The organism is Bradyrhizobium sp. B039 (genome assembly GCF_038965675.1).
Lineage (GTDB): Bacteria > Pseudomonadota > Alphaproteobacteria > Rhizobiales > Xanthobacteraceae > Bradyrhizobium > Bradyrhizobium diazoefficiens.
Window position 1 is genome coordinate 4,507,621 of sequence record NZ_CP152416.1, and the last position, 23,576, is coordinate 4,531,196.

21 protein-coding genes and 1 tRNA gene are annotated in these 23,576 nt (G+C 65.9%); 13 read left to right on the top strand and 9 right to left on the bottom strand.

Annotated features, from left to right (window positions below; all coding sequences use genetic code 11):
* Positions 1-19: 19 nt before the first annotated feature.
* The 3 genes from AAFG50_RS21080 to dctP are packed head-to-tail and all read right to left on the bottom strand — an operon-like array spanning position 20 to position 2,948.
* Positions 20-1,378, bottom strand: coding sequence for a TRAP transporter large permease (locus tag AAFG50_RS21080; protein ID WP_011087200.1), 1,359 nt, complete (start codon positions 1,376-1,378; stop codon positions 20-22).
* Positions 1,375-1,929 (bottom strand): TRAP transporter small permease, encoded by a 555-nt coding sequence (locus tag AAFG50_RS21085; protein ID WP_011087201.1) that lies wholly within the window; start codon positions 1,927-1,929, stop codon positions 1,375-1,377. Before AAFG50_RS21085 ends, AAFG50_RS21080 begins: the two co-directional genes overlap by 4 nt.
* Positions 1,926-2,948: a TRAP transporter substrate-binding protein DctP gene (gene dctP, locus AAFG50_RS21090; RefSeq protein WP_011087202.1), complete on the bottom strand. Its 1,023-nt coding sequence runs from the start codon at positions 2,946-2,948 to the stop codon at positions 1,926-1,928. Before dctP ends, AAFG50_RS21085 begins: the two co-directional genes overlap by 4 nt.
* Before the next feature lie 311 nt (positions 2,949-3,259).
* Here dctP and AAFG50_RS21095 point away from each other — a divergent pair, with 311 nt between their 5' ends.
* Positions 3,260-3,514, top strand: coding sequence for a pentapeptide MXKDX repeat protein (locus AAFG50_RS21095; RefSeq protein ID WP_028171344.1), 255 nt, complete (start codon positions 3,260-3,262; stop codon positions 3,512-3,514).
* A gap of 125 nt (positions 3,515-3,639) precedes the next feature.
* Here AAFG50_RS21095 and AAFG50_RS21100 read toward each other — a convergent pair whose 3' ends face one another.
* Positions 3,640-3,987 (bottom strand): DUF6481 family protein, encoded by a 348-nt coding sequence (locus AAFG50_RS21100; RefSeq protein WP_028171345.1) that lies wholly within the window; start codon positions 3,985-3,987, stop codon positions 3,640-3,642.
* Between the two features lie 261 nt (positions 3,988-4,248).
* Between AAFG50_RS21100 and AAFG50_RS21105 the strand changes: the two genes are divergently transcribed.
* The 3 genes from AAFG50_RS21105 to AAFG50_RS21115 all read left to right on the top strand — a co-directional run bounded on the left by AAFG50_RS21105 (position 4,249) and on the right by AAFG50_RS21115 (position 5,771).
* Positions 4,249-4,485, top strand: coding sequence for a hypothetical protein (locus tag AAFG50_RS21105; RefSeq protein ID WP_028171346.1), 237 nt, complete (start codon positions 4,249-4,251; stop codon positions 4,483-4,485).
* A gap of 73 nt (positions 4,486-4,558) precedes the next feature.
* The gene (locus AAFG50_RS21110; RefSeq protein WP_028171347.1) at positions 4,559-4,801 is read left to right on the top strand and encodes a hypothetical protein; all 243 of its coding nucleotides are present in this window, start codon (positions 4,559-4,561) and stop codon (positions 4,799-4,801) included.
* Positions 4,802-4,997: 196 nt separating this feature from the next.
* Positions 4,998-5,771, top strand: coding sequence for a hypothetical protein (locus tag AAFG50_RS21115; RefSeq protein ID WP_028171348.1), 774 nt, complete (start codon positions 4,998-5,000; stop codon positions 5,769-5,771).
* A gap of 108 nt (positions 5,772-5,879) precedes the next feature.
* On the opposite strand, the gene AAFG50_RS21120 is transcribed toward AAFG50_RS21115, so the two are convergent.
* A complete protein-coding gene (locus AAFG50_RS21120) occupies positions 5,880-6,041 on the bottom strand; it encodes a hypothetical protein (RefSeq protein WP_011087208.1) in 162 nt (53 codons plus the stop codon).
* Between the two features lie 296 nt (positions 6,042-6,337).
* Here AAFG50_RS21120 and AAFG50_RS21125 point away from each other — a divergent pair, with 296 nt between their 5' ends.
* On the top strand, positions 6,338-6,490 hold the full coding sequence (locus AAFG50_RS21125; protein ID WP_165448158.1) for a hypothetical protein: 153 nt from the start codon (positions 6,338-6,340) through the stop codon (positions 6,488-6,490).
* A 60-nt stretch (positions 6,491-6,550) separates the two neighbouring features.
* Here the strand turns inward: AAFG50_RS21125 and AAFG50_RS21130 are convergent, their stop codons facing one another.
* On the bottom strand, positions 6,551-6,817 hold the full coding sequence (locus AAFG50_RS21130) for a hypothetical protein (protein WP_063623006.1): 267 nt from the start codon (positions 6,815-6,817) through the stop codon (positions 6,551-6,553).
* A 221-nt stretch (positions 6,818-7,038) separates the two neighbouring features.
* Positions 7,039-7,115, bottom strand: a tRNA-Arg gene (locus AAFG50_RS21135).
* Positions 7,116-7,531: 416 nt separating this feature from the next.
* Here AAFG50_RS21135 and AAFG50_RS21140 point away from each other — a divergent pair.
* The 7 genes from AAFG50_RS21140 to AAFG50_RS21170 all read left to right on the top strand — a co-directional run bounded on the left by AAFG50_RS21140 (position 7,532) and on the right by AAFG50_RS21170 (position 19,153).
* On the top strand, positions 7,532-12,736 hold the full coding sequence (locus AAFG50_RS21140; RefSeq protein WP_028174103.1) for an alpha-2-macroglobulin: 5,205 nt from the start codon (positions 7,532-7,534) through the stop codon (positions 12,734-12,736).
* A gap of 9 nt (positions 12,737-12,745) precedes the next feature.
* Entirely contained in the window at positions 12,746-14,935 is a 2,190-nt protein-coding gene (gene pbpC, locus AAFG50_RS21145; RefSeq protein WP_122975489.1) for a penicillin-binding protein 1C, read from the top strand.
* Between the two features lie 50 nt (positions 14,936-14,985).
* Positions 14,986-16,728: a glycosyltransferase family 39 protein gene (locus AAFG50_RS21150; protein WP_028174101.1), complete on the top strand. Its 1,743-nt coding sequence runs from the start codon at positions 14,986-14,988 to the stop codon at positions 16,726-16,728.
* 1 nt (position 16,729) lies between these two features.
* On the top strand, positions 16,730-17,575 hold the full coding sequence (locus AAFG50_RS21155; protein ID WP_011087213.1) for a phosphatase PAP2 family protein: 846 nt from the start codon (positions 16,730-16,732) through the stop codon (positions 17,573-17,575).
* Between the two features lie 65 nt (positions 17,576-17,640).
* A complete protein-coding gene (locus AAFG50_RS21160) occupies positions 17,641-18,381 on the top strand; it encodes a glycosyltransferase family 2 protein (RefSeq protein ID WP_028174100.1) in 741 nt (246 codons plus the stop codon).
* Positions 18,374-18,688, top strand: a complete 315-nt coding sequence (locus AAFG50_RS21165) for a lipid-A-disaccharide synthase N-terminal domain-containing protein (protein WP_011087215.1) — start codon at positions 18,374-18,376, stop codon at positions 18,686-18,688. Before AAFG50_RS21160 ends, AAFG50_RS21165 begins: the two co-directional genes overlap by 8 nt.
* A 24-nt stretch (positions 18,689-18,712) precedes the next feature.
* Positions 18,713-19,153, top strand: coding sequence for a DUF3592 domain-containing protein (locus AAFG50_RS21170; RefSeq protein WP_028174099.1), 441 nt, complete (start codon positions 18,713-18,715; stop codon positions 19,151-19,153).
* On the opposite strand, the gene AAFG50_RS21175 is transcribed toward AAFG50_RS21170, so the two are convergent.
* Positions 19,124-20,815, bottom strand: coding sequence for a Na/Pi cotransporter family protein (locus AAFG50_RS21175; protein ID WP_028174098.1), 1,692 nt, complete (start codon positions 20,813-20,815; stop codon positions 19,124-19,126). The genes AAFG50_RS21170 and AAFG50_RS21175 overlap by 30 nt on opposite strands.
* Positions 20,816-20,970: 155 nt before the next feature.
* On the bottom strand, positions 20,971-22,155 hold the full coding sequence (metC, locus tag AAFG50_RS21180) for a cystathionine beta-lyase (protein WP_028174097.1): 1,185 nt from the start codon (positions 22,153-22,155) through the stop codon (positions 20,971-20,973).
* A 381-nt stretch (positions 22,156-22,536) separates the two neighbouring features.
* Between metC and AAFG50_RS21185 the strand changes: the two genes are divergently transcribed.
* The gene (locus AAFG50_RS21185; protein WP_028174096.1) at positions 22,537-23,553 is read left to right on the top strand and encodes an amino acid ABC transporter substrate-binding protein; all 1,017 of its coding nucleotides are present in this window, start codon (positions 22,537-22,539) and stop codon (positions 23,551-23,553) included.
* Positions 23,554-23,576: the final 23 nt, after the last annotated feature.

Here is a 23,576-nt window from a genome sequence, read left to right on the forward strand (position 1 = left end):
ACGGAAGGTGCGATTGCCGCTACCTGCTCCCGTCCGGCCCCATCACGAGATCCGGCAGCGCGGTCGAGATGCCCGGCACGAAGCAGAGCAGCAGCACGGCGAGCATCATCAGCAGCACGAAGGGCAGGGTGCCCCAGATCACCTCGCTGAGGGGAATATCGGGCGCGACGTTGCGGATGACGAAGATGTTCAATCCCACAGGTGGGTGGATCAGCCCCATCTCCATCACGATGGTCATGACCACGCCGAACCAGATGATGTCGAAGTTCGCGGCGCGTAAGGGAGGCAGGATGATCGGCGCGGTCATCAGGATGATCGAGACCGGCGGCAGGAAGAAGCCGAGCACGACGACCATGACGAGGATCGCGAACAACAGGCCCCAGCGCGGCAGATGCATCGCGACAACGGATTCGGCGACCGATTGCGAGATGTGCAGATAGCTCATCACGTAGGAATAGAGCAGCGACATGCCGATGATCATCATCAGCATGGTCGATTCCCGGATCGTCGACTTCATGATCGGCGCAAGGTCGCTCGGCCGCCACACGCTGTAGATCGCGGCGATCAGCCCCAGCGCGAGGAGCCCGCCGAGGCCGGCGGTCTCCGACGGCGTGGCATAGCCGCCATAGAGCGCGATCATGACGCCGGTGAGCAGAAGCACGAACGGGATCACACGCGGCAGCACGCTGAAACGCTCTGCCAGCGTGTACTCGTCGCGGGCGAGAATTGCGGCTTCCGGTCCGCCTTTCCTGTAGATGGCCTCAGCGGCGGCATATTCCCGGCGGAAGCGGATCACGGCATAGGTGCCGAACAGGGACACCAGCAGCAGGCCCGGCCCGATGCCGGCGAGGAAGAGACGCCCGAGTGACTTTTCCGCCGCGACCGCAAACAGGATCATGGTGATCGAGGGCGGCAGCAGGATGCCGAGCGTGCCGCCGGCGGCGATGATGCCCGCGGCAAAGCCGCCGGAATAGCCGCGCTTGCGCATCTCGGGGATGCCGGCCGAGCCGATCGCCGAGCAGGTCGCTGGGCTCGAGCCCGCCATCGCCGCGAATAGCGCGCAGGCGAACACGTTGGCGACGCCGAGCCCGCCGGGGACGCGATGCAGCCAGGCATGCAGGGCCAAATAGAGATCCTGGCCGGCACGCGACTTGCCGATCGCCGCGCCCTTCAGGATGAAGAGCGGGATCGACAGCAGCGTGATCGAGGCCATTTCCTCGTAGACGTTCTGCGTCACCGTATCGAGGGAGGCCGACGGCATGTAGATGCCCATGAACACGACCGCGACCGCGCCAAGTGCGAAGGCGATCGGCATGCCCGAGAACATCACGACCAGCGTCGCAATGGCGTAAGCTAGGCCAATACCGAAAACGCTCATGGACGCCTGGCTCCTGCGAAAGGCAGCGCAAGCTGCACGAGAATCTGGACGCAGAGCAGGCTCATGCCGAGCGCCATCAGCGAATAGGGAATGGCGAGTGGCGGCGACCACATCGAGTTCGAGACCTGGCCGTCGACATAGGCCTCATGGGCCAGCGTCCAGGATTTCCATGTGAAGAAGGCGCAGAACATGAATGTCGCGGCATCGACCAACCAGAGCCTGATCCGGTTCGCCAGCGGCGAGAGCAGGCCGACGAAAGCCTCGATGCCGATATGACCGCGGTTCTGCTGCACATAGGCGGCCGTCATGAAGGTCGCGCCGACCAACAGGAACACGGCGGCCTCGTCCTGCCAGTAATTGGCGGCCTTGAACAAGGCGCGGCTCAGCACGCTGTAGCTCAGGATGGCGCAGGCCGCGACCAGCGCGATCGCCGCGAACACGACGATCATGCTGTTGAGGATGGCGAGACCGCGATCGATCGCTGCCGCAAGGCCGGTCCTTGCGGCAGCGTTGGCCTGGTCGTCACGATCCGGAAGCGGACCGTGGCTCATGCCGCGACGTCGGTGGCGAGCTTGAGCAGGTTCGCGGCGGTCGCGGTCTTGGCGCCGTAATCCTTCCACGCGGTGTCGCGGGCGATGTCGCGCCACTTTCCGACGGTCGCGGCATCGAGCACCGAGACCTTGGCGCCGGCCTTCTCGTAGACCTTTGCGACCTCGACGTCGTCGTCCTGCGCGCCCTTGCGGCCGAAGACTTCGAGCTCGGCGCCAACTGCGAGCAGCACGTCCTGCTGGTTCTTCGGTAGCTTGTCGAAGATCGCCTTCGACATCATCAAGGGCTCGAGCATGAACCAGTAGGAAGCGCCCGCGCCCGAGGTCAGCGACTTCGCGACCTCTTCGAGCCGGAACGAGATCAGGCTGGTGGAGGAGGTGAGAGCGGCGTCGCAGGCGCCGGTCTGCATCGCCGCGTAGATTTCGTTCGAAGGCACCGACAGCACCGAGGCGCCGGCGGTCTGGAGCACCATGTCCATCTCGCGCGAGCCGCCGCGCACCTTCATGCCTTTGGCGTCTTCAGGCGCGACGATAGGCTTGGAGCGGCTGGCGAGGCCGCCGGCCTGCCACACCCAGGTGAGCAGGATGATGCCCTTGTCGGCGAGGAAGTCGGAGAGCGCCTTGCCGACCGGCTCCTTCTTCCAGCGCATGCCCTGGTCGTAGGTGGTGACGAGGCCCGGCATCAGGCCGATATTGGTCTCCGGCAATTCGCCGCCGGCGTAAGGCATCGGATAGAGCGAGATATCGAGCGCGCCCTTGCGCATCGCGGAGAACTGCGCGTTGGTCTTGATCAGCGAGGAGTTCGGATAGATCTCAGCGGCAATGTCGCCATTGCTGCGCTTGGCGACTTCGGCGGCGAACATGCGGCAGAGCCGGTCGCGGAAATCGCCCTTGTCGATGGTGCCGCCCGGGAATTGGTGCGAGATCTTCAGCGTGGTCGCGGCATGCGCGGTGCCAGTGCCGAAGCGGAGAATGGCGGGTGCCGCGACGGCGGTCGCGAGCAGGTGGCGGCGCGTGAGCATGGTGTGATTCCCTTGGACGGTTCTTGTTTGGTGTGATTTGGGTCAGGCCTTGTGAGACCGGTGCCTGGGCCCATCCTAGCCGGTCTTTCGCCCGATGTTCTCTCATCTGATAGTTCGAGACCGAATGCCGCGGCAAGTGTCGGCCGTGCTGCGCTGCACACTTCTGGTCCTCCTAGGCCAGGCGGAACGAGGGACGGCGGCGGCGCGCAGAAATTTATCAGCGACCGCGTAACAACGCCGCGTGGCAATCCGTCGAGATTGAATAGCGGCGTCCGTCGCTGACAAACACCATCTCGAAGGGAAGACCAATCATGACCATTCGCACCCGCATCGCGCTCGGCGTCTCGGTTGCCGCTCTCTCGCTTGGCCTCGCACTGTCGCCGGCCGCCTTTGCCCAAGACAAGATGGGCGACAAGATGGGCAAGGAGGACGGCATGATGAAGAAGGACACCATGTCCAAGGACGGCATGAAGAAGGATGCCATGACCAAGGACGACGGCATGAAGAAGGATCACATGTCGAAGGACGGGATGAAGAAAGACGACGGGATGATGAAGAAGAACTGATCTTCCATCGTCGCGGGAGGCGTTTGCGCAAGGCAGACGCGCGCTCTCGAAAGTCCGGAGCGGTCCCGTGGACCGCCCCGGAGCGATGTCTCAGTTCAAGTTCAACTGAATGTGACTTGTGAACGTTACTTGCGCTTGGCCTTGCGGGCGGCGTAACGGGCGTCGCGCTTGGCCTTCTGTTCGGCCTCGAGCGCAGCCGCTTGGGCGGCCGCTTCCTCGGCCTCACGCGCAAGTCGCGCAGCTTCCGCGGCCTTGGCTTCTTCCTCAAGGCGCTTCTGCTCGGCCTTTTCCGCCTCGCGCGCAGCCTTTGCCTCGGCGCGCTTGGCCGCGAGCGCCTCACGCTCGGCACGCTTCGCCGCAACCGACGGATCATCCGGTCCCGGTTGGGATTTGAATTTGTTCAAAAGATTTTTGCGGGCGTCCTGCGCCGCCTTTTGCCGGTCTGCGAAACCTGGTTCCCTGAATCCACTCATCGACGAGCCTTGTCTTCCTCGCTTTCGACCCTACATCACTGCGTGTTGGTACGTCGGCTGGGCATAGCAGGCGCCACGCGACGCAGATGCGTGTACATCGCCGCGCGTCGCAACGCCACCCAAATCGCAGCCGACCAGGTAGACGAAAATCGCCTCCCGACGATCCTCGTAGCCCGGAAAAACTGCCGAATTGTGATGTCCCTCATAAGGGAGCACGCGGAGCGGCGCCTAGCGTCCGCGCCAACGAGACGGAGCACGGGCATGATGATCTTCCGATTGAGCCTGAAGGCGCTCGCAATCACCGTCGCTGTCGCCGCCTTGGCCGGCGCCGCGTTCCTGCTCGCCCGTCCGCAGCCGATCGAAAGTGCCGTCCTGGGCGCCGACTGGGAGTGCAGCCAGACCGCGTTCGTGCTCACGACTTGCGCACCACGCGTCCGTGAGGCGATCCCCGCGGTCGAAACCTCGCGCAAGGATGCGATCCGGGCGACCCGAGGCTGAACCGGAACTGATGGCGATGTGACGCCACGCCGCAGAGGTGTTAAAGCCGGCTCGCCTCCGTGATCATCCCGTCATGACCAAGCCCGAGTCTGAGCCCAATCCCGAACCCAAGCCTGAACTGGGTGAGGGGCCCAAATCCCCGCCAAGACCTCAATCCGGTGACAACCGCCGCGGCGCGGTCGCCGGCCTGATTATCGCGATCGTGATCCTCGGGGTCGGCTGGTGGCTGGCCCGCGATCTCACCGCCGCCAGCAAGATGCAGGATTGCCTGATGTCGGGGCGGAGTAATTGCAACGTGATCGAGCCGGCCCGCTAGAAGGCCTCCAATGCTGTCCTCTGCAGCTCTTTGGGCCGAAAAATCGCCGTGATCTTAATCATTTGTAACGGGACTTAACCGATCAGGCAGGTCAGTCATGTCAGCCGGCATCAGCCCAGCGCGCGGCGAATCGTCTATCGCGCTGGGACCACGGCGATCGGCCACGGCAATCGAAAGAGTAGGGGGGCAAGCACGCATGAGTGCGTCCAGCAGCAAGAAGATCATCATTCCCTTGGTTTCGGCCATGTCTTTGCTCGCGCTCTCGGCGCAGGCGCAGGAAGCCAGGCCACCGAGGGACGCCGGCCAATTTCCGGCAGCGCCAGCTCCGGGCTTACCGTCCCAGAACAATCAGAACATGCGCAAGGGCCCGCCGCCGCAGCAGGCGGCCCGGCCTGCGCCGCAGCCCGGCGGCCAGCCCCATGCGGGCCCCGGGGCCGGTCCGCACAATGCGGGCGGCCCGCCGCCCGGACGTAACTACGCCAGGGGGCCCGCACCGGCGCGCGACTGGGGCGGACACGCCTATCGCGGCCACGTCGCCTGGGATGGCGGGCGCTGGCGCCACGAGGTCCACAACGGCCGCTCCGGCTGGTGGTGGGATGTCGGCGGCGTCTGGTACTATTATCCGCAGCGGATGGCCGGTCCGCCCGGCTATATCTCGGAGGAATATTACGACGACGTGCCGGTGGCTTACGCCCCGCCGCCGGTTGCCTACGAACCGCCGCCTCCGCCGCCGCCGGCCGATCCCGGCGCGAGCGCGCTTGGCGGCGCCATCGTCGGCGGCGTGCTCGGCGGTCTGCTCTCGGGCAACGCGACGGGCGCGGCCGCGGGCGCCGTGATCGGCGGCGCCACCGGCGCGATTGCCGGTGCTACGGCTGCCTCGCGTCCCGGCTACTACCTGGCCGAGGGCAATTGCTACTACCGCTATCCGAGCGGCCAGTATGTGCAGGCCGATCCTCGCGCGTGTTACTGAGGGTCCAGGCAGCTCTGAAATGAAGAGGCGGGCGAAAGCCCGCTTCTTTTTTGTCCGGGTCTGTCGTCTTGGCTTGGCGCCGCGGCGGAACGACTGATTGCCGCGCGCCTACGACACCAGCCAGGTCATGAACGCCATGAGGCCCCAGACCAGGCCCGCGATCCAGGCCAGCATCACGATGCCGATGGTCGCAAGAAAGGTGACGCCGAACGCGTCGGACCTTTTTCGCGGTGTGGGGACGTGAGCCTCAGCTGCTGCTTCTCGTGTCATGACCGCAAGACCACCCGTGCCTTCTCCCGCCTTTGGGAGCGCTGAGATGTTCTAGCCGAGACGCCGGGCGCAGGCTGTGACGCAATTCACATCCGTCTGAATGATGCCGAGTCTCACGGGTTCGTGCGGTATGGGCGTCGCACGGTCGCCGTGGGGCGCTTTAAAACCGCGGGTGCAGTTTCATATCAGCTACAATTGAAGCGTGTGGAAAACGCTCACGACAACGCTGATTATCCGCAATCATACGGACGAAATTGCCATGCACTTGTCCAGATCGGACGGCTAGAATCCGCCCCATGTGTAACAAGTACGATCCACAGCACGAAGCCGAGGCGGCAATGAAGCGCGCCGCGGCATCAGAAGGCCCGGACCGGCAACGACTCATCGAGCTCGCCATTGCCTGGCATCAGCTGGCCCGCGACCGGCGCGACGATGAACCGACGGAATAGTCGGATCGAGCCGACGACTGCCTGCCGAATCCTTGAGCCTGCGATCCACCGCAAGCGACGTTACACGCCGCGATCGATTCCTGCCGGTTTCGACCCGTGCTCGTAATCCTGGAAGCATGGTCGATCCGCCGAATGGCCGTTCTGGTCGCTCCCGCCCGCCAGCGAACGAACGGCGAAGGCCAGCTGATGCTGGCTCGCCGCGACGTTCATAATGGAAGCTTGTGCCGCCTCGAGGTGTTTGGCTATCCCGCTGGAGTTCAAGTCCACGCCCGCATCGATCGCCAGAAACGACATTGCGCCGACGGCAATTCCGGACGCGACAGCCATTCTTGTCCATTCAGATGACGGCATCACAAAACCTTCGACACCTTTTCTGCATGCCGGATAGGTAGGATTCTCTCGCCGCCTGGACAGGCCCGCGCACGCTTTGTTGAAGTGCGCTGGATCTGCAAATCACGCCGCCACGGAGATCGCGGGCCGGGGTAATTTCTGGCTCTCGTCGGCTCGGCTCAGCCCGAACGAAGCCGATCGGCTCGGAGAGTTAAGACTGGCGATCCCAGCAGGACTCGAACCTGCAACCCGCGGAGTAGAAATCCGCTACTCTATCCAGTTGAGCTATGGGACCGTCTTGAGGCCGCTCTTGAGCCGGCCTCGGCTACCGTCTGCCGGTCTTCTATCACGCCAAATATGAAAAATCCGCACGTCCGCCAAGCCTGAACCGAACCGTTTTCCTCAATGGCGCGACAAAACGGAACGGTGGGGTGTCAGGGTGCCGGGTTGAGCGGCAGCGGACCGGACGATGGATCACATCGCCGGGAACGCTGAACAGCTTCCGGGACACGGCCGCCGGTCGACCGGCTAGATATTGCTGCGCCATTAGGACGGCGTGCGCGGCGGTATCTTGATCGGTCTCCTCTGGGCCTGCCTTGTCATGGCGAATGCGACGTTTTGCACCTCTGGTTCCATCGCCTTGAGTCCGTCACCTTTCCACGCATTTCATGCGACAAGCGGCGTTCGTCCGCGATTTCCGGGAGTCCATCCATGATCGGTCTTGTTCGCGCCGTCACAATCTGCGCCGCGCTGGCGCTCGGCCTTTCGGCTGCGCAAGCCGCCGACAAGGCTTTCAAACGCGACGATCTCGCCGATTCCGCGATCAAGCTCGAGGCCCAGATCAAGAGCGAGGCGGGACCGGTCGCCAAGACCAACGCGACGCTGCGCACGGATGCTGACGCCGCCTTCCGGCGCAATGATTACCGTGCCGGCCTGTCGGTGCTCGGCCAGATTGCGGCCACGACGCCTGACGATGCCGGCAACTGGCTGCGGCTTGCCAAGGTGATCTTCCAGATCTGGCCGAAGAACTCGAGCGAGCAGACGTTCCTTTTGGAGCGCGCCTCGACCGCGGCCTACATCGCCTATCAGCGCGCCGGCAATCCGGGCGAGGAGGCCGACGCGCTCGCCGTGCTCGGCAAGTCGCTGGCCGAACGCAAGCTGTGGCGGCCGGCGCTGGACGCGCTGCGGCTGTCGCTCGACATGCGCGAGGTCGCCGACGTCCGCGGCCAATACGAGAAGATGCGCGACGAGCACGGCTTCCGCCTGCTCGACTATACCGTCGATTCGGATTCGGCCAGTCCGCGCGCCTGCTTCCAGTTCTCGGAGGAACTCGCCAAGCGCACCGACTTTGCGCCGTTCCTCGCGCTTGCGGGCCAGGACAAGCCGGCGCTGTCGGCCGAAGGCAAGCAGCTCTGCGTCGACGGCCTGAAGCACGGCGAGCGCTACAACATCAATCTGCGCGCCGGCCTGCCGTCCACGGTGAAGGAGGGGCTGCCGAAATCGGCCGAGTTCAACGTCTATGTGCGCGACCGCAAGCCCTTCGTGCGCTTCACCAGCCGCGCCTATGTGCTGCCCAGGACCGGCCAGCGCGGCATTCCCGTGGTCAGCGTCAACACGCCCGCGGTCAACATCAACGTCTTCCGGATCGGCGACCGCAACCTGATCAACACGGTGGTCGACAGCGACTTCCAGAAGACGCTGTCCAAGTATCAGCTCAGCGATCTCGGCGACGAGCGCGGCGTGAAAGTCTGGACCGGCGAGCTCGCGACCGCGATGACGCTGAACCAGGACGTCACCACGGCATTCCCCGTTGACCAGGCACTGGGCGAGCTCCAGCCGGGCGTCTATGTGATGACCGCCGCGGCCAAGGGCCCGGGCTCGGACGACGAGTACCAGCTCGCCACGCAATGGTTCATCGTCTCCGATCTCGGCGTGTCGGCCTATTCCGGCAACGACGGCATCCACGTGTTCATCAACTCGCTGGCCTCGACCGAGCCGGTCGGCAAAGCCGAGGTGCGACTGGTCGCGCGCAACAACGAGATCCTGGCCACCCGCAAGACCGACGATTCCGGTCATGTGCTGTTCGAGGCCGGCCTTGCGCGCGGCGAGGGCGGCCTGTCGCCGGCGATGCTGACGGTGACGGGCGAGAAGGCCGACTATGCCTTCTTGAGCCTGAAGACCTCGGCCTTCGACCTCAGTGACCGTGGCGTGGCGGGCCGCGTGGTGCCTGTTGGCGCCGATGCCTTCGTCTATGCGGAGCGCGGCGTCTACCGTTCCAGCGAGACCGTCTATCTCACCGCGCTCTTGCGCGACGGGCAGGGCAATGCCGTCACCGGCGGGCCGATGACCCTGGTGGTCGAGCGCCCTGACGGCGTCGAATACCGCCGCGCCGTACTGTCCGACCAGGGCGCCGGCGGCCGCGCGCTGTCCGTGCCGCTCAACTCGGCTGTGCCGACCGGGACCTGGCGGGTGCGCGCCTTCACCGATCCGAAGGGCTCGTCGGTCGGCGAAACCACCTTCATGGTCGAGGACTATGTCCCCGACCGGATCGAATTCGAATTGTCTGCCAAGGACAAGCTGATCAAAGCTAACGCTCCAGTGGAGCTTAAGGCCGACGGTCATTTCCTCTACGGCGCACCCGCCTCGGGTCTCCAGCTCGAAGGCGACATGCTGATCGCGCCCGCTTCGGAACGTCCGGGTTTTGCCGGCTACCAGTTCGGCGTCGCCGACGAGGAGACCACCTCGAACGAGCGCACGCCGCTTGAGAATCTGCCCGAGGCCGACGCCAACGGCGTTGCCACCTTCCCGGTGACGCTGGACAAGCAGCCGGCCTCGACCCGCCCGCAGGAGGCGCAGATCTTCGTCCGCATGGTTGAGACCGGCGGCCGCGCCGTCGAGCGCAAGCTGGTGCTGCCGGTCGCGCCCGCGAGCGCCCTGATCGGCGTCAAGCCGCTGTTCGGCGACAAGAACGTGGCCGAAGGCGACAAGGCCGAGTTCGACGTCGTGTTCGTCTCGCCCGAGGGCAAGACGTTGCCGCGTGACGGCCTGCGCTACGAGCTCCTGAAGATGGAGTCGCGCTACCAGTGGTATCGCCAGAACAATTACTGGGAGTATGAGCCGGTCAAGTCGACCTCGCGCGTCGCGGACGGCGATCTCACCATCGCCGCCGACAAGCCGTCGCGGGTCTCGCTCAGCCCGCGGCCCGGCCGCTACCGGCTCGACGTCAAGTCGAACGACGCTGACGGGCCGGTGACCTCGGTGCAGTTCGACGTCGGCTGGTATTCCGACGGCAGCGCCGATACGCCGGACCTGCTGGAGACCTCGATCGACAAGCCGCAATACGCCTCCGGCGACACCATGACGGTGTCGGTGAACGTGCGCAGCGCCGGCAAGCTCACCGTCAACGTGCTCGGCGACCGCCTGCTGACGACGCAGACGATCGACGTCAAGGAGGGCACCGCGCAGGTGAAGCTTCCGGTCGGCAAGGACTGGGGCACCGGCGCCTATGTGGTGGCGACGCTGCGCCGTCCGCTCGATGCCGTCGCCCAGCGCATGCCGGGCCGCGCCATCGGCCTGAAATGGTTCGGCATCGACAAGCAGACCCGCACGCTGAGTGTGAAGCTGACGCCGCCGGCGCTGATCCGGCCGAACGCGATGTTGAAGATCCCGGTCAAGCTCGACGGGCTCAATCCGGGCGAGGACGCCAAGATCGTCATCGCCGCGGTCGATGTCGGCATCCTCAACCTCACCAATTACAAGCCGCCGGCGCCCGACGATTACTATCTCGGCCAGCGCCGCCTTTCCGCGGAGATCCGCGATCTCTATGGGCAACTCATCGACGGCATGTCGGGCACGCGCGGCCAGATCAAGTCCGGCGGCGACGCCGGTGCGGCCGAGCTCCAGGGCTCACCGCCGGCGCAGAAGCCGCTCGCGCTCTATTCCGGCATCGTCACGGTTGCCGCTGACGGCACCGCCGAGGTGAGCTTCGACATTCCGGAGTTCGCCGGCACCGCACGTGTCATGGCGGTGGCGTGGACCGCGACCAAGCTCGGCCGTGCCAACACCGACGTCGTGATCCGCGATCCAGTCGTGCTGACCACGACCCTGCCGCGGTTCCTGCTCAATGGCGACCACGGCACGGTCAACCTCGAAATCGACAATGTCGAGGGCCAGGCCGGCGACTACGTCATCAACGTGAAGACCGGCGGCCCGGTGAAGATGACCGGCAATCCCGCGTCCACGGTCAAGCTCGCCGCCAAGCAGCGCAACGCGTTCTCGCTTGCGCTCGATGCGACCGCGGCGGGGCAGGCGACGCTCGACGTCGACATCAAGGGGCCGAACGGGCTCGCACTCGCACGCCACTATGCGTTCGACGTCAAGGCGGCGACGCAGGTGCTGGCGCGGCGTTCGATCCGGACGCTGGCGAAGGGCGAGAGCCTGACGCTGACCTCGGACATGTTCTCCGACCTCGTGCCGGGCACCGGCAGCGTCTCGGTCTCGGCGAGCCTGTCCACGGCGCTCGATGCGGCGACGATCCTGAAAGCGCTCGACCGCTATCCCTATGGCTGCTCGGAGCAGATCACGAGCCGCGCCATGCCGCTGCTCTATGTCAACGAGCTTGCGGCCGGCGCGCATCTTGCCATGGACACCGAGGTCGACCAGCGCATCCGCGACGCGATCGAGCGGCTGCTGGCGCGCCAGGGTTCGAACGGGTCGTTCGGCCTGTGGTCGGCCGGCGGCGACGATGCCTGGCTCGACGCCTATGTGACGGACTTCCTGACCCGGGCCCGCGAGAAGGGCTTTGCGGTGCCGGACGTGCTGTTCAAGAACGCGCTCGACCGCGTCCGCAACTCCGTCGTCAACGGCAATGAGCCGGAGAAGGACGGCGGCCGCGATCTCGCCTACGGCCTCTACGTGCTCGCACGCAACGGCGCGGCCCCGATCGGCGATCTGCGCTATCTCGCCGACACCAAGCTGAGCAACCTTGCGACGCCGATTGCGAAGTCGCAGCTCGCCGCGGCGCTCGCGCTGGTCGGCGACCGTAACCGCGCGGAGCGGGTTTATGGTGCTGCGCTCGACAGCCTCGCGCCCAAGCCGGTGCTGGAGTTCGGCCGCACCGATTACGGCTCGCAGCTTCGCGATGCGGCGGCGCTTGTCTCGCTTGCCAGCGAAGGCAACGCGCCGAGGGCGACGCTGACGCAGGCGGTGTCGCGGGTCGAGACCGCGCGCGGGCTGACGCCCTACACCTCCACGCAGGAGAACGCGTGGCTGGTGCTGGCGGCGCGGGCGCTCGCCAAGGAGAACCTGTCGATCGAGGTCGACGGCCAGCCGGTCAAGACCGCGCTCTACCGCAGCTACAAGGCGGACACGCTGAGCGGCAAGCCGCTGAAGATCACCAACACCGGCGATGCGCCGGTGCAGGCGGTGGTCTCGGTGTCGGGCTCGCCGGTGACGCCGGAGCCGGCGGCCTCCAACGGCTTCAAGATCGAGCGCAATTACTTCACGCTCGACGGCAAGCCCGCCGACATCAGCAAGGTCAAGCAGAACCAGCGCTTCGCGGTGGTGCTGAAGATCACCGAGGCCAAGCCTGAGTACGGCCACATCATGGTGTCCGACTATCTGCCGGCGGGCCTTGAGATCGACAATCCGAAGCTGGTCTCGTCCGGCGACAGCGGTACGCTGGACTGGATCGAGGACGGCGAGGAGCCCGAGGATACCGAGTTCCGCGACGACCGCTTCACGGCGGCCGTTGACCGGGCCTCGGACTCCAAGTCGGTCTTCACCGTCGCCTATGTTGTCCGCGCCGTTTCGCCGGGTAAATACGTATTGCCGCAGGCTTATGTCGAGGACATGTACAACCCCTCGCGCTACGGCCGCACGGGCACGGGCAATGTCGAGGTACGGGCGGCGAAGTGAGTGGTTGGGATGACTGACACTCCGATTTCAACTCGTCATTCCGGGGCGGTGCGCAGCACCGAACCCGGAATCTCGAGATTCCGGGTCTGGTCCTTCGGACCATCCCGGAATGACAACGGCGGAGTGCGGGGCAGGGGCCGTCGCCTCGTCTCGGCCGCAGCTCTCACATTCATCCTCGCCATCATCGGTTTCGTTACCTGGGTCTACTCCCTCGGCCCGCTTCCCCTCGACGAGGCTCGCGCGGTCTCCACCACGATCGTAGACCGCAACGGAAAACTGCTGCGCGCCTATGCCATGGCTGACGGGCGCTGGCGGCTTCCGGTCGACGCCAGGACGAACGTCGATCCGATCTATCTCAAGCTGCTGCTCGCTTATGAGGACCAGCGCTTCTATGCCCATGACGGCATCGATCCGCTGGCGCTGGGCCGCGCCGCGTTGCAGCTCGGAACGCGCGGCCAGATCGTGTCCGGCGGCTCGACCATCACCATGCAGCTGGCACGGCTGATGGAGCCGCGGCGGCAGCGCTCGCTCTATGCGAAGCTGCGGCAGATGGTCCGCGCGATCGAGATCGAGCGGACCCTCAGCAAGAGCGAAATCCTCGACCTCTATCTCGCGCTGGCGCCTTATGGCGGCAATCTCGAAGGTATCCGCGCCGCCTCGATCGCCTATCTCGGCAAGGAGCCGAAGCGGCTCTCGCTGGCTGAAGCCGCATTGCTGGTGGCGCTGCCGCAATCGCCGGAGACGCGCCGGCTCGACCGCTATCCCGATGCGGCGCTCAAGGCTCGCGACCGCGTGCTCGACCGCATGGTCGAGGAGCACGTGGTCAGCCTCGATGACGCAAAGCAGGCCAAGGCCGTGCCGGTGCCGAAGCTGCGCAAGCCGATGCCGGTCCTGGCGCCGCATGCGTCCGACACCGCGCTTGCGACGGTCAAGGATGCGCCCGTCATCAAGCTGACGCTGGACGCCAATCTTCAGAAGGTGCTGGAACCGCTGGCGCGCGACCGCGCGGTTGCGCTCGGTGCGAACATCTCGGTCGGCATCATCGTGGTCGACAACGAGAGCGGCGACGTGCTCGCGCGCGTCGGCTCGGCTGATTATTTCGACGAGAGCCGGGCAGGGCAGGTCGACATGACGCGCGCCATCCGCTCGCCGGGTTCGACGCTCAAGCCCTTCATCTACGGCCTCGCCTTCGAGGACGGCTTCGTCCATCCCGACAGCCTGATCGACGACCGGCCTGTCCGCTTCGGCTCTTACGCGCCGGAAAATTTCGACATGACGTTCCAGGGCACCGTGCCGGTGAAGAAGGCGCTGCAATTGTCGCTGAATGTGCCGGCGATCGTGCTGCTCGACCGCGTCGGCGCGAGCCGGCTGGCGTCGCGGCTGCGGCAGGCCGGCGGCAATCTCATCCTGCCCAAGGACGAAGCGCCAGGGCTTGCCATGGGGCTCGGCGGCGTCGGCGTGACGCTTCAGGACCTTGCGCAGCTCTATGCCGGGTTTGCCCGCCTTGGAACCACCAAGCCGCTGCGCGAGGTCGTGGCTGCCAGAGACGACCGCGAGCCGCTGCGGCTGCTCGATCAGGTCGCGGCCTGGCAGGTCGGCAATGTGCTGCTGGGTACGCCACCGCCGGAAAACGCGGCCCACAACCGGATCGCCTTCAAGACCGGCACATCCTACGGCTATCGCGACGCCTGGTCGGTCGGCTTCGATGGCCGCATGACCATCGGCGTCTGGGTCGGTCGGCCCGATGGAGCGCCGGTTCCCGGTCTGATCGGCCGTGTCGCCGCCGCGCCCATCCTGTTCGACGCCTTCGCCCGAACCGGTAAGACGCTGGCCCCGCTGCCGAAGCCGCCCAAGGGAACCCTGGTCGCCAGCAACGCCAAGCTGCCGCTGCCCTTGAGACGGTTCCGCCCGGTCGGGGAACTGGTGCGGACCGGCAGCGAGCAGGCGCTGCACATCCAGTTCCCGCTGAACGGCTCGCGGATCGACGTCGATCGGTCGGGTGGCTCTGAGGCCGCAGCCATGCCGGTCAAGGTCGCCGGCGGCGTTCTGCCCATGACCGTCATGGTTAATGGCACGGCGCTCGGCGAGATCGACGGGCGCCGCCAGCGCCTGATTGATCCGCCCGGTCCGGGCTTTGCGCGGCTCACCGTGATCGATGCCACTGGCGCCGCGGACACAGTTGTCATTCGAATTCAATGACCCGGCCTTAAGCGGTTGTCGGAATGACGGTTTCAGCGTAAGCGGAACCAATGGCCGAGACCTACCCAAGCCCCCGTTTTGGAGCCCCCCGCGAGCCGAAATCGCCCGTAAATCCGGGTAGCCGGCTGGTGTCGATGCTCGATGTCGTCACGGCTAGCCACGCCCGCGCGGTGGCCTTTCTGGTGCTGTGCGCGCTGCTGCTGTTCCTGCCGGGCTTCTTCACGATCCCGCCTGTCGACCGCGACGAGGCGCGCTTTGCGCAGGCCACCAAGCAGATGGTCGAGAGCGGCGACTATGTCGACATCCGCTTCCAGGAGGACGTCCGCTACAAGAAGCCGGTCGGCATCTACTGGCTGCAATCCGCGGCAGTTGAAACCGCCGCGGCGCTCAAGCTGCCGAAGGCCGAGTTGCGGATCTGGGTCTATCGGCTGCCGTCGCTGCTAGGGGCGATCGGCGCCGTGCTCATGACCTATTGGGCGGCGCTCGGCTTCGTCACGCGGCGCGGTGCGGTGCTCGCGGCGCTCTTGATGTGCGCCTCGGTGCTGCTCGGCGTCGAGGCGCGGCTCGCCAAGACCGATGCGATGCTGCTGTTCTGCGTGACCGCCGCGATGGGCGCGATGGCGCGGGCCTATCTGTCGTGGCAGCGCGCCGAGGACGAGACGCATCCGCCCTGGAGCTGGCCCGCGATCTTCTGGACCGCGCTCGCCGTCGGGATCCTGATCAAGGGGCCGCTGATCCTGATGTTCGCCGGCCTGACCATCGTCGCACTGGCGATCCAGGACCGCGATGCCTCCTGGCTGTGGAAGCTGCGCCCGCTCTGGGGCTTGATGTGGATGCTGGTGCTGGTGCTGCCCTGGTTCGTCGCGATCTTCTGGCGCGCGGGCGATGCCTTCTTCGCGGACTCCGTCGGCGGCGACATGCTGAGCAAGATCGGCGCGCAGGAATCCCATGGCGCGCCGCCCGGACTGTACCTCGCGCTGTTCTGGATCACCTTCTGGCCGGGCGCGCCGCTCGCGGCAATGGCGGCGCCTGCGGTGTGGCGGGCGCGGCGTGAGCCCGGTGCGCAATTTCTGCTGGCCTGGCTGGTCCCGTCCTGGATCGTGTTCGAGGCGGTGCTGACCAAGCTGCCGCATTACGTGCTGCCGCTGTACCCGGCGATCGCGATCCTGACCGTGGGCGCGCTGGAGCGGCGCGTGCTGTCGCGCTCCTGGCTGATGCGCGGCTCGGCCTGGTGGTTCGCGATCCCCGCGGCCGCCTCGATCATCGCGGTGGTCGGCGCGGTGATGCTGACGCGGCAGCCGGCTTTCGTGGCCTGGCCGTTTATCGCGGCGTCCCTGATCTTCGGCCTGTTCGCCTGGTGGCTGTTCGACACCAACCACGCCGAGCGCTCGGTGCTGAACGCGCTGGTCGCAGCCTTGATGCTTGCGGTCGTGGTCTACGGCATCGTGCTGCCGTCGCTGACGCCGGTGTTTCCGAGCATCGAGGTCGCGCGTGCTCTGCGCAACGTCACCTGCGTCGGGCCGAAGGCGGCCGCCGCCGGCTATCACGAGCCGAGCCTCGTGTTCCTGACGGGCACCCAGACGCTGCTCACCGACGGCTCGGGCGCGGCGGACTTCCTGCGGCAGGGCAGCTGCCGCTTCGCGCTGATCGAGCAGCGCTCGGAGCGCAGCTTCGTGCAGCGCGCCGAGGCGATCGGGCTGCGTTACAAGGTCGGCGCCCGCATCGACGGCTACAATTTCTCGCAAGGGCGCGCGATCTCGATCTCGATCTTCCGCTCGGAAGGCACCGAATAGGATGCCGGCCTCGACCAACATCGCGCCGCGGCCGAGCTATCCCGCGCAGTTTCTGACCGTGACGGGGCGTGCGCTGGCGCAGCTCGTGCGTTCGCCCTCGCATTCGCGCCGCGCCGAGGCCGCGCGAAAGCTGGCGCGCCATTCGCTATGGCTCAGCGCCGCGGGCGCGGCCCTGGTCATCGCGCTGATGCTGGCGTTCGACCTGACTGAGATCCAGTTGATGCCGGCGCGCGGCACGCCCGGCCTGTGGCCGATCCGCATCCTGACCGATTTCGGCAAGGACGAGTATGTGCTCTCGGCGCTGGCCGTCGCCCTCGTGGTCGTGGCGCTCGTTGCGGCCGGCCTTTACGGCACCCGCCGCGCGCTGCTGCTCGGCCTCGGTACGCGGCTCCAGTTCCTGTTTCTATCCGTTGCATTCTCGGTGTTGATCGCCGAGATCCTGAAATATCTCATTGGCCGCGGACGTCCGTTCGTCGGCGGCAAGGCCGACCCGTTCAACTTCATCCCGTTCGAGGGCAGCGGGGCCTATGCCAGCCTGCCATCCGGCCATGCGGTGACGGCGTTCGCGCTCGCTTTCGCGGTGTCGGCACTCTGGCCGCGGCTGCGCGTCTTCATGTTCACTTACGCAATCGTGATCCTGCTGACGCGCCTGGTGCTGCTCGCGCATCATCCGAGCGACGTCGTGGCCGGCGCCCTGGTCGGCATGGTCGGCGCCATGGCGGTCCGCTACTGGTTCGCGGCCCGTAGGCTCGGCTTCGCCATCCGCGCCGATGGCAGCATCTTGGCCATTCCAGGACCGGTCGGCGGCCGCCTCAAAAGGGTTGCCCGCGGGGCCTCCGCCCCATAAAAGCGGCTGCCTGCCGGGGCCGCCGGTTCCCCGAGGCGCAGGCCAATTCCAACCACGAGCCTCATTTGTCGACGTCCCAGCCTTCGGTTTCCATCGTCGTTCCCGTGCGCAACGAAGCCGACAACATCGCGCCCCTGATCGAGGAGATCACCGCGGCGCTCGACAGCCGCTGGGATTACGAGATCATCTACGTCAATGACGGTTCGACCGATACGACCGGCGAGCGGCTCAAGGCCATCATGGCGCAGCGGGGCAATCTGCGTCAGCTCCGACATGCAAAATCCGGCGGCCAGTCCGCTGCCGTGCGCAGCGGCGTGCGTGCCGCGCGCGGCGCGATCGTGGCCACGCTCGACGGCGACGGCCAGAACAATCCGGCGTTCCTGCCGGACCTGATCGCGGCGGTCGAGAAGGGCGCCCATGTCGGGCTCGCCGCGGGCCAGCGCGTCGGACGCAAGGACACGGGCTTCAAGAAATTCCAGTCGCGCGTGGCGAACAAGGTCCGCAACGGCATCCTGAAGGACGGCACGCGCGACACCGGCTGCGGCCTGAAAGCATTCCGGCGCGAGGTCTTCCTCGCGATGCCCTATTTCGACGGGCTGCACCGTTTCCTGCCGGCACTGGTGCGGCGTGAAGGCTACGAGATCGCCTATGTCGACGTGATCGACCGGCCGCGCCGCTCCGGCGTGTCAAATTACGGTTTCTTCGACCGGCTATGGATCGGCATCATGGATCTGGCCGGCGTGTGGTGGCTGATCCGACGCAAGAAGCCGACGCCCGACGTGACCGAGGTGACACCTCATGACTAGCCTTCTCAACTATCTGCACGACGTCTTCGTCGTGAAATTCGACGCCTGGGTGATCCTGGGCTTCGTGGCGCAGGCGTTCTTCACCATGCGCTTCGTGGTGCAGTGGATCGCGTCCGAACGTGCGCGCAAGAGCGTCATGCCGGTCGCGTTCTGGTTCTTCTCGGTCGGCGGCGGTGCGCTGCTCCTGGTCTACGCGCTCTATCGCAAGGATCCCGTGTTCATCGCGGGCCAGGCGCTTGGCCTCGTCGTCTACCTCCGCAACGTCTATTTCATCATCATCAACGGCAAGCAGGTCTCGAGCGAATAGCTCGCTCTTGCGTGCCTCATCGGCATGAACAAGTTACAGGCCGTCCTGTTCACGTCAGTCTTTCTGGTCGGCCTGCTGTTACTCGGGCTCGGCCTGTTCGAGCTCGGCAGCACCGTCGCGTTCCTTGTGCGGGCCGAGCAGACCGAAGCGCGGTTCATGGGTGCCGTCGCGCGGACCGGCGGGAATCATGGCGGAACGTTTCTCTATCCGTCGTTTCAATTCACGACGATCGACGGGCGCTCGGTGACGCTCACGTCCTCGTCGGGCTCGACCGCCCAGCCTTATTCAGACCGCGAGCCGGTCAAGATTGCCTACGATCCCCGGCGGCCCGAGGACGCGCGGCTGCTGTCGTTCCTGACGCTGTGGATTGGGCCGGTCCTGCTTTGCGGCGCGGGCCTGCTGCTGGCAGGCGGCGCGGTTCTTGTTCGCGCCGGGCTAGCGCGGCAACGCCGAGGCCGCGCCTGAGGCGGGCAGGGCGGCCGTCTCGGTCTCGGTCCTGCGATACGGCTCGCCCGCGGCATCCAGCACGGGATAGGCGACCGAGCAGATGTGCGAATGGATGCGGCGCAGATCGCGCAGCACGTCGAGGTGCAGCGAGGTGGTCTCGATGGTCTCGGGGCGGCCCTCGCGCAGGCGGTCGAGATGGCGCTCGACGGCGGCAAGCTCGGTGTTCTTCAGCGTGGTCTTCTCCACCAGCAGCTTGCGCGCTTCATTCGCATCGCCCGACATGAACACGCCGAAGGCGATCCGCAGCGATTCCATCGTGCGCTTGTGGAAGGCGGCGAGCTCCTCGGAGCCCTCGGCCGAGAACTGGAAGCGGCGCTTGATCTTCTTGGTCGCAAGCTCGCTCAGGCTCTTGTCGATGATGTCGCCGATGTGTTCGAGGTTGATGGCGAAGGAGATGATCTCCATCGCGCGCCGCCCCTCGCTCTCGTCGAGGCTGCCCCGCATCAGTTTCGTCACGTACAGCTTGATGGCTTCATCCAGGCCGTCGACGACATTGTCCATCTTCGAGACCTGGTCGACCAGGGCGCGGTCGCCCGTCATCATCGCGGCCATGACCTTGCGCAGCATCACCTCGACGAAGTCGCCCATCCGCAGCGTTTCGCGGGCGGCGTCGGCGAGCGCCAGCGACGGCGTCTCCAGCGCGGTCTCGTCCAGATAGCGCGGGCGGGCCGGATCGGTGTCCTGGATGCGGTCGGGCAGGAGGCGGGTCAGCAGGCGCGACATGGTGTCGAGCAGGCCGATGAAGATGATGGCGGTGCCGACATTGAAGGCGATGTGGAAGGCGGCCGTCATCCTGGCGAGATCTGGCTGCCAGGCGTGCATGTGCTCCGCGATCACGCTCAGGAATGGCAGCACCAGTGCAATCCCGATCACGCGATTGACGAGATTGCCGACCGGCAGGCGGTAGCTCGCGGGATCGTCGCGCCTGGCCCCTTCGAACACGGGGTTGATGGCGCTGCCGAGATTGGCGCCGAGCACCAGAGCCAGGGCCGCGTAGGGCGTGATGAACTGCGAATAGGCCAGCGACATGATCAGCAGCACGCTGGCGACGCTCGAATGCACCGCCCAGGTGACGAGCGCCGCGATGACGATGCACAGGATGGGATCACCGGTGATCGCCGACATCACGACGCGCACGCCGGGTGCATTCTCGGCCGGCGCCAGCGTGTCGAGCAGGATGTGCAGCGACAGCAGCATCAATCCGAGGCCGATGCAGACGCGGCCGACGTCCTTGATCCGCGAGCGCGGTCCGGAGCGGAAGGCGACGAGGCCGAGCACGAACAGCACGGGCGCGACGGCAGCAATGTTGAACGACAGCACCTGCACGATCAGCGTCGTGCCGACGTTGGCCCCCAGCATGATGGCAAGCGCTGCGGCGAGGCTGACGAGGCCCTCGGCGGTGAACGAACTGGTGATCAGGGCTGTCGCGGTGCTGCTCTGGAGCAGCGCGGTGAGCCCGAGGCCGGCGGCGAACGCGCTGACGCGGTTGCCGAGCGCCTTGCCGAGCAGGCGGCGGAGGTCCGGGCCGAAGGCGCGCAGGATCCCGCTGTGGACCATGTGCAGTCCCCACAGCAACAGCGCCACGCCGCCCATCAGATCGAGCAGAACCAACGTTCCCATGCTCCGTGTCCGGATTGGAGTCGATTGGTGAAGCTAGCGCCAAATGTCTGGGGATCAAACCATTTGTTGGCGCGTCGGCGTTAACGTTTGCGGCGGCTGCGCGTTCCCGCGGCGCGCGTTGGCGCGTCCGCAGGCGCGATGCCTTTTGAGCAGGCTCACATTGCTGCCTTGAGGGCAGCGAAGCCGCGATCGAGATCCGCTTTGAGGTCGTCGGTGCTTTCGAGCCCGATATGCAGACGCAGGGTAGGGCCGCCCGGCGCCCACTTGGTCGCGGTGCGATAGCCGTCGCAGTCGAAGGGAATCGCAAGACTTTCGAAGCCGCCCCAGGAGAAGCCCATGCCGAACAGCTTGAGCGTGTTGAGCATGGTGTCGACGGCCTTCTGCGGGGCCGGCTTCAGCACGATGCTGAACAGGCCCGAGGCGCCGGTGAAGTCGCGCTTCCAGATCGCATGGCCCGGATCGGTCTCGAGCCCGGGATGCAGCACGCGCGCGACCTCGGGACGGCTTGCGAGCCAGCGCGCCATGTCGAGGCCGGAACGATGATGCTGCGCCAATCGCACCGATAGCGTGCGCAGGCCGCGCAGCGCCAGGAAGACGTCGTCGGGGCCGGCGCAGACGCCGAGCAGGCGGATGCCCTCGGCGATCTGCGGCCAGGCTTTTGCGTTGGCCGAGATGGTGCCGAACATGATGTCGGAATGGCCGCCGATATATTTGGTCGCCGCCTGCATGCTGATGTCGACGCCCTGCTCGAGCGAGCGATGATAGAGCGGGGTGGCCCAGGTGTTGTCGTCGATGACGAGCGCATCGCGCGCATGCGCGACCTCGGCGATGGCGCGGATGTCGGGCATCTCGAACGATTGCGAGCCCGGCGCCTCCACCAGCACCGCACGCGTGTTGGGCTTGAACAGCTTGTCGATGCCGGCGCCGATCAGCGGATCGAAATAGGTGGTCTCGACGCCGTAGCGGGCGAGCATGCCGTTGCAGAAATTGCGCGAAGGCCGATAGACATTGTCGCAGACCAGAATGTGGTCGCCGGTCTTCAGCACCGAGAGCAGGGTGGTGGAGATCGCCGACAGCCCGGATGGCACGATGCCGACGCCGGCGCATTGCGGCCCCTCCAGCGCCATCAGCGTGTCCTGGAACGCCCTGGTCGTCGGGGTGCCGTGGCGGCCATAGGTGAACTCGCCGCGATGGGCATGCAGGTCCTCGGCGGTCGGATAGAGCACGGTCGAGCCGTGGAACACCGGCGGATTGACAAACCCCTTCTGCGCCTTGGTGTCGCGGCCGGAGGTGACCAGCCGGGTCTCGGCCTGCTGCTGGGAGGGGTGCGAGGAATCCATGCGCCTGCTTTCAAAACTGCGTTTCCGCCGGGCGCGATGCGCCCCGCTGGCCGGCCGAAAGGCCGCTGTCGTTAATAACAGAACACAGAAGAGTCCCGTCAACCCCTTGACCCGGCTCGCCAGTCGTTCTGTGATGCGTAGGTGCTATTCAGTCGCCGCATGTTGAGGGGCCTGCCGCGACCTTCGATCCATCGTCTGACCGGACCTTGCGCTACAGCCATAATGGCGGGCGCCTGCGGCGGGGATTAAGGTATGGCCTCCCGAGATCGGCGAGTGTTCGGCAAGGTTTTCCAGCATGACTCTTGCAAGGCTCACCCTGGCAGAGACGATCCTGAGACAACATTCCTGACCTTGAGACGACCCTTGAAAGGCCTTCCCCCCATGAAACGCGTAACCCTGGCTCTCACTCTTGCTCTCGCCGCCGGCCTGACTGCCCAAGCCGCCGATGCGCAAACGCTCAAGACCGTCAAGGACCGGGGCACGCTGTCCTGCGGCGTCAGCCAGGGCCTGCCGGGCTTCTCCGCGCCCGATGACAAGGGCAACTGGACCGGGCTCGACGTCGACGTCTGCCGTGCGATCGCGGCGGCCATCTTCAATGACCCGACCAAGGTCAAGTTCGTGCCGACCTCGGCCAAGGACCGTTTCACGGCGCTGCAATCCGGCGAAATCGACGTGCTCTCGCGCAACACCACCTGGACCATTTCGCGCGACACCTCGCTGGGCGCCAACTTCACCGGCGTGACCTATTATGACGGGCAGGGCTTCATGGTGAAGAAGTCGCTCAAGGTGAATTCCGCCCTCGAGCTCAACAGCGCCTCGGTCTGCGTGCAGACCGGCACCACCACCGAGCAGAATCTGGCCGACTACTTCAAGGCCAACAACATGAAGTACGAGGTGATCGCGTTCGGCACCAACGACGAGACGGTCAAGGCCTATGAGGCCGGCCGCTGCGACGTGTTCACCACCGACCAGTCGGGCCTCTATGCCAACCGCCTCAAGCTCGCCAATCCCAATGACCACATGGTGCTGCCCGAAATCATCTCGAAGGAGCCGCTCGGCCCGATGGTGCGCCACGGCGACGACCAGTGGTTCGACATCGTGAAATGGACGCTGTTTGCCCTCGTCACCACCGAGGAGCTCGGGGTGACCTCGAAGAACGTCGACGAGAAGGCGAAACTGGAAAGCCCTGAGCTGAAGCGCGTGCTCGGCAGCGACGGCAATTTCGGCGAACAGCTCGGCCTGACGAAAGACTGGGTGGTGCGGATCGTGAAGGCCACCGGCAATTACGGCGAGGTGTTTGATCGCAACGTCGGCGCGGGCTCGCCGCTCGCCATCAATCGCGGCCTCAACAATCTCTGGAACAAGGGCGGTCTCCAGTACGCGCCGCCGATCCGCTGATCCCGCTTGAGCGGCACGCGGCG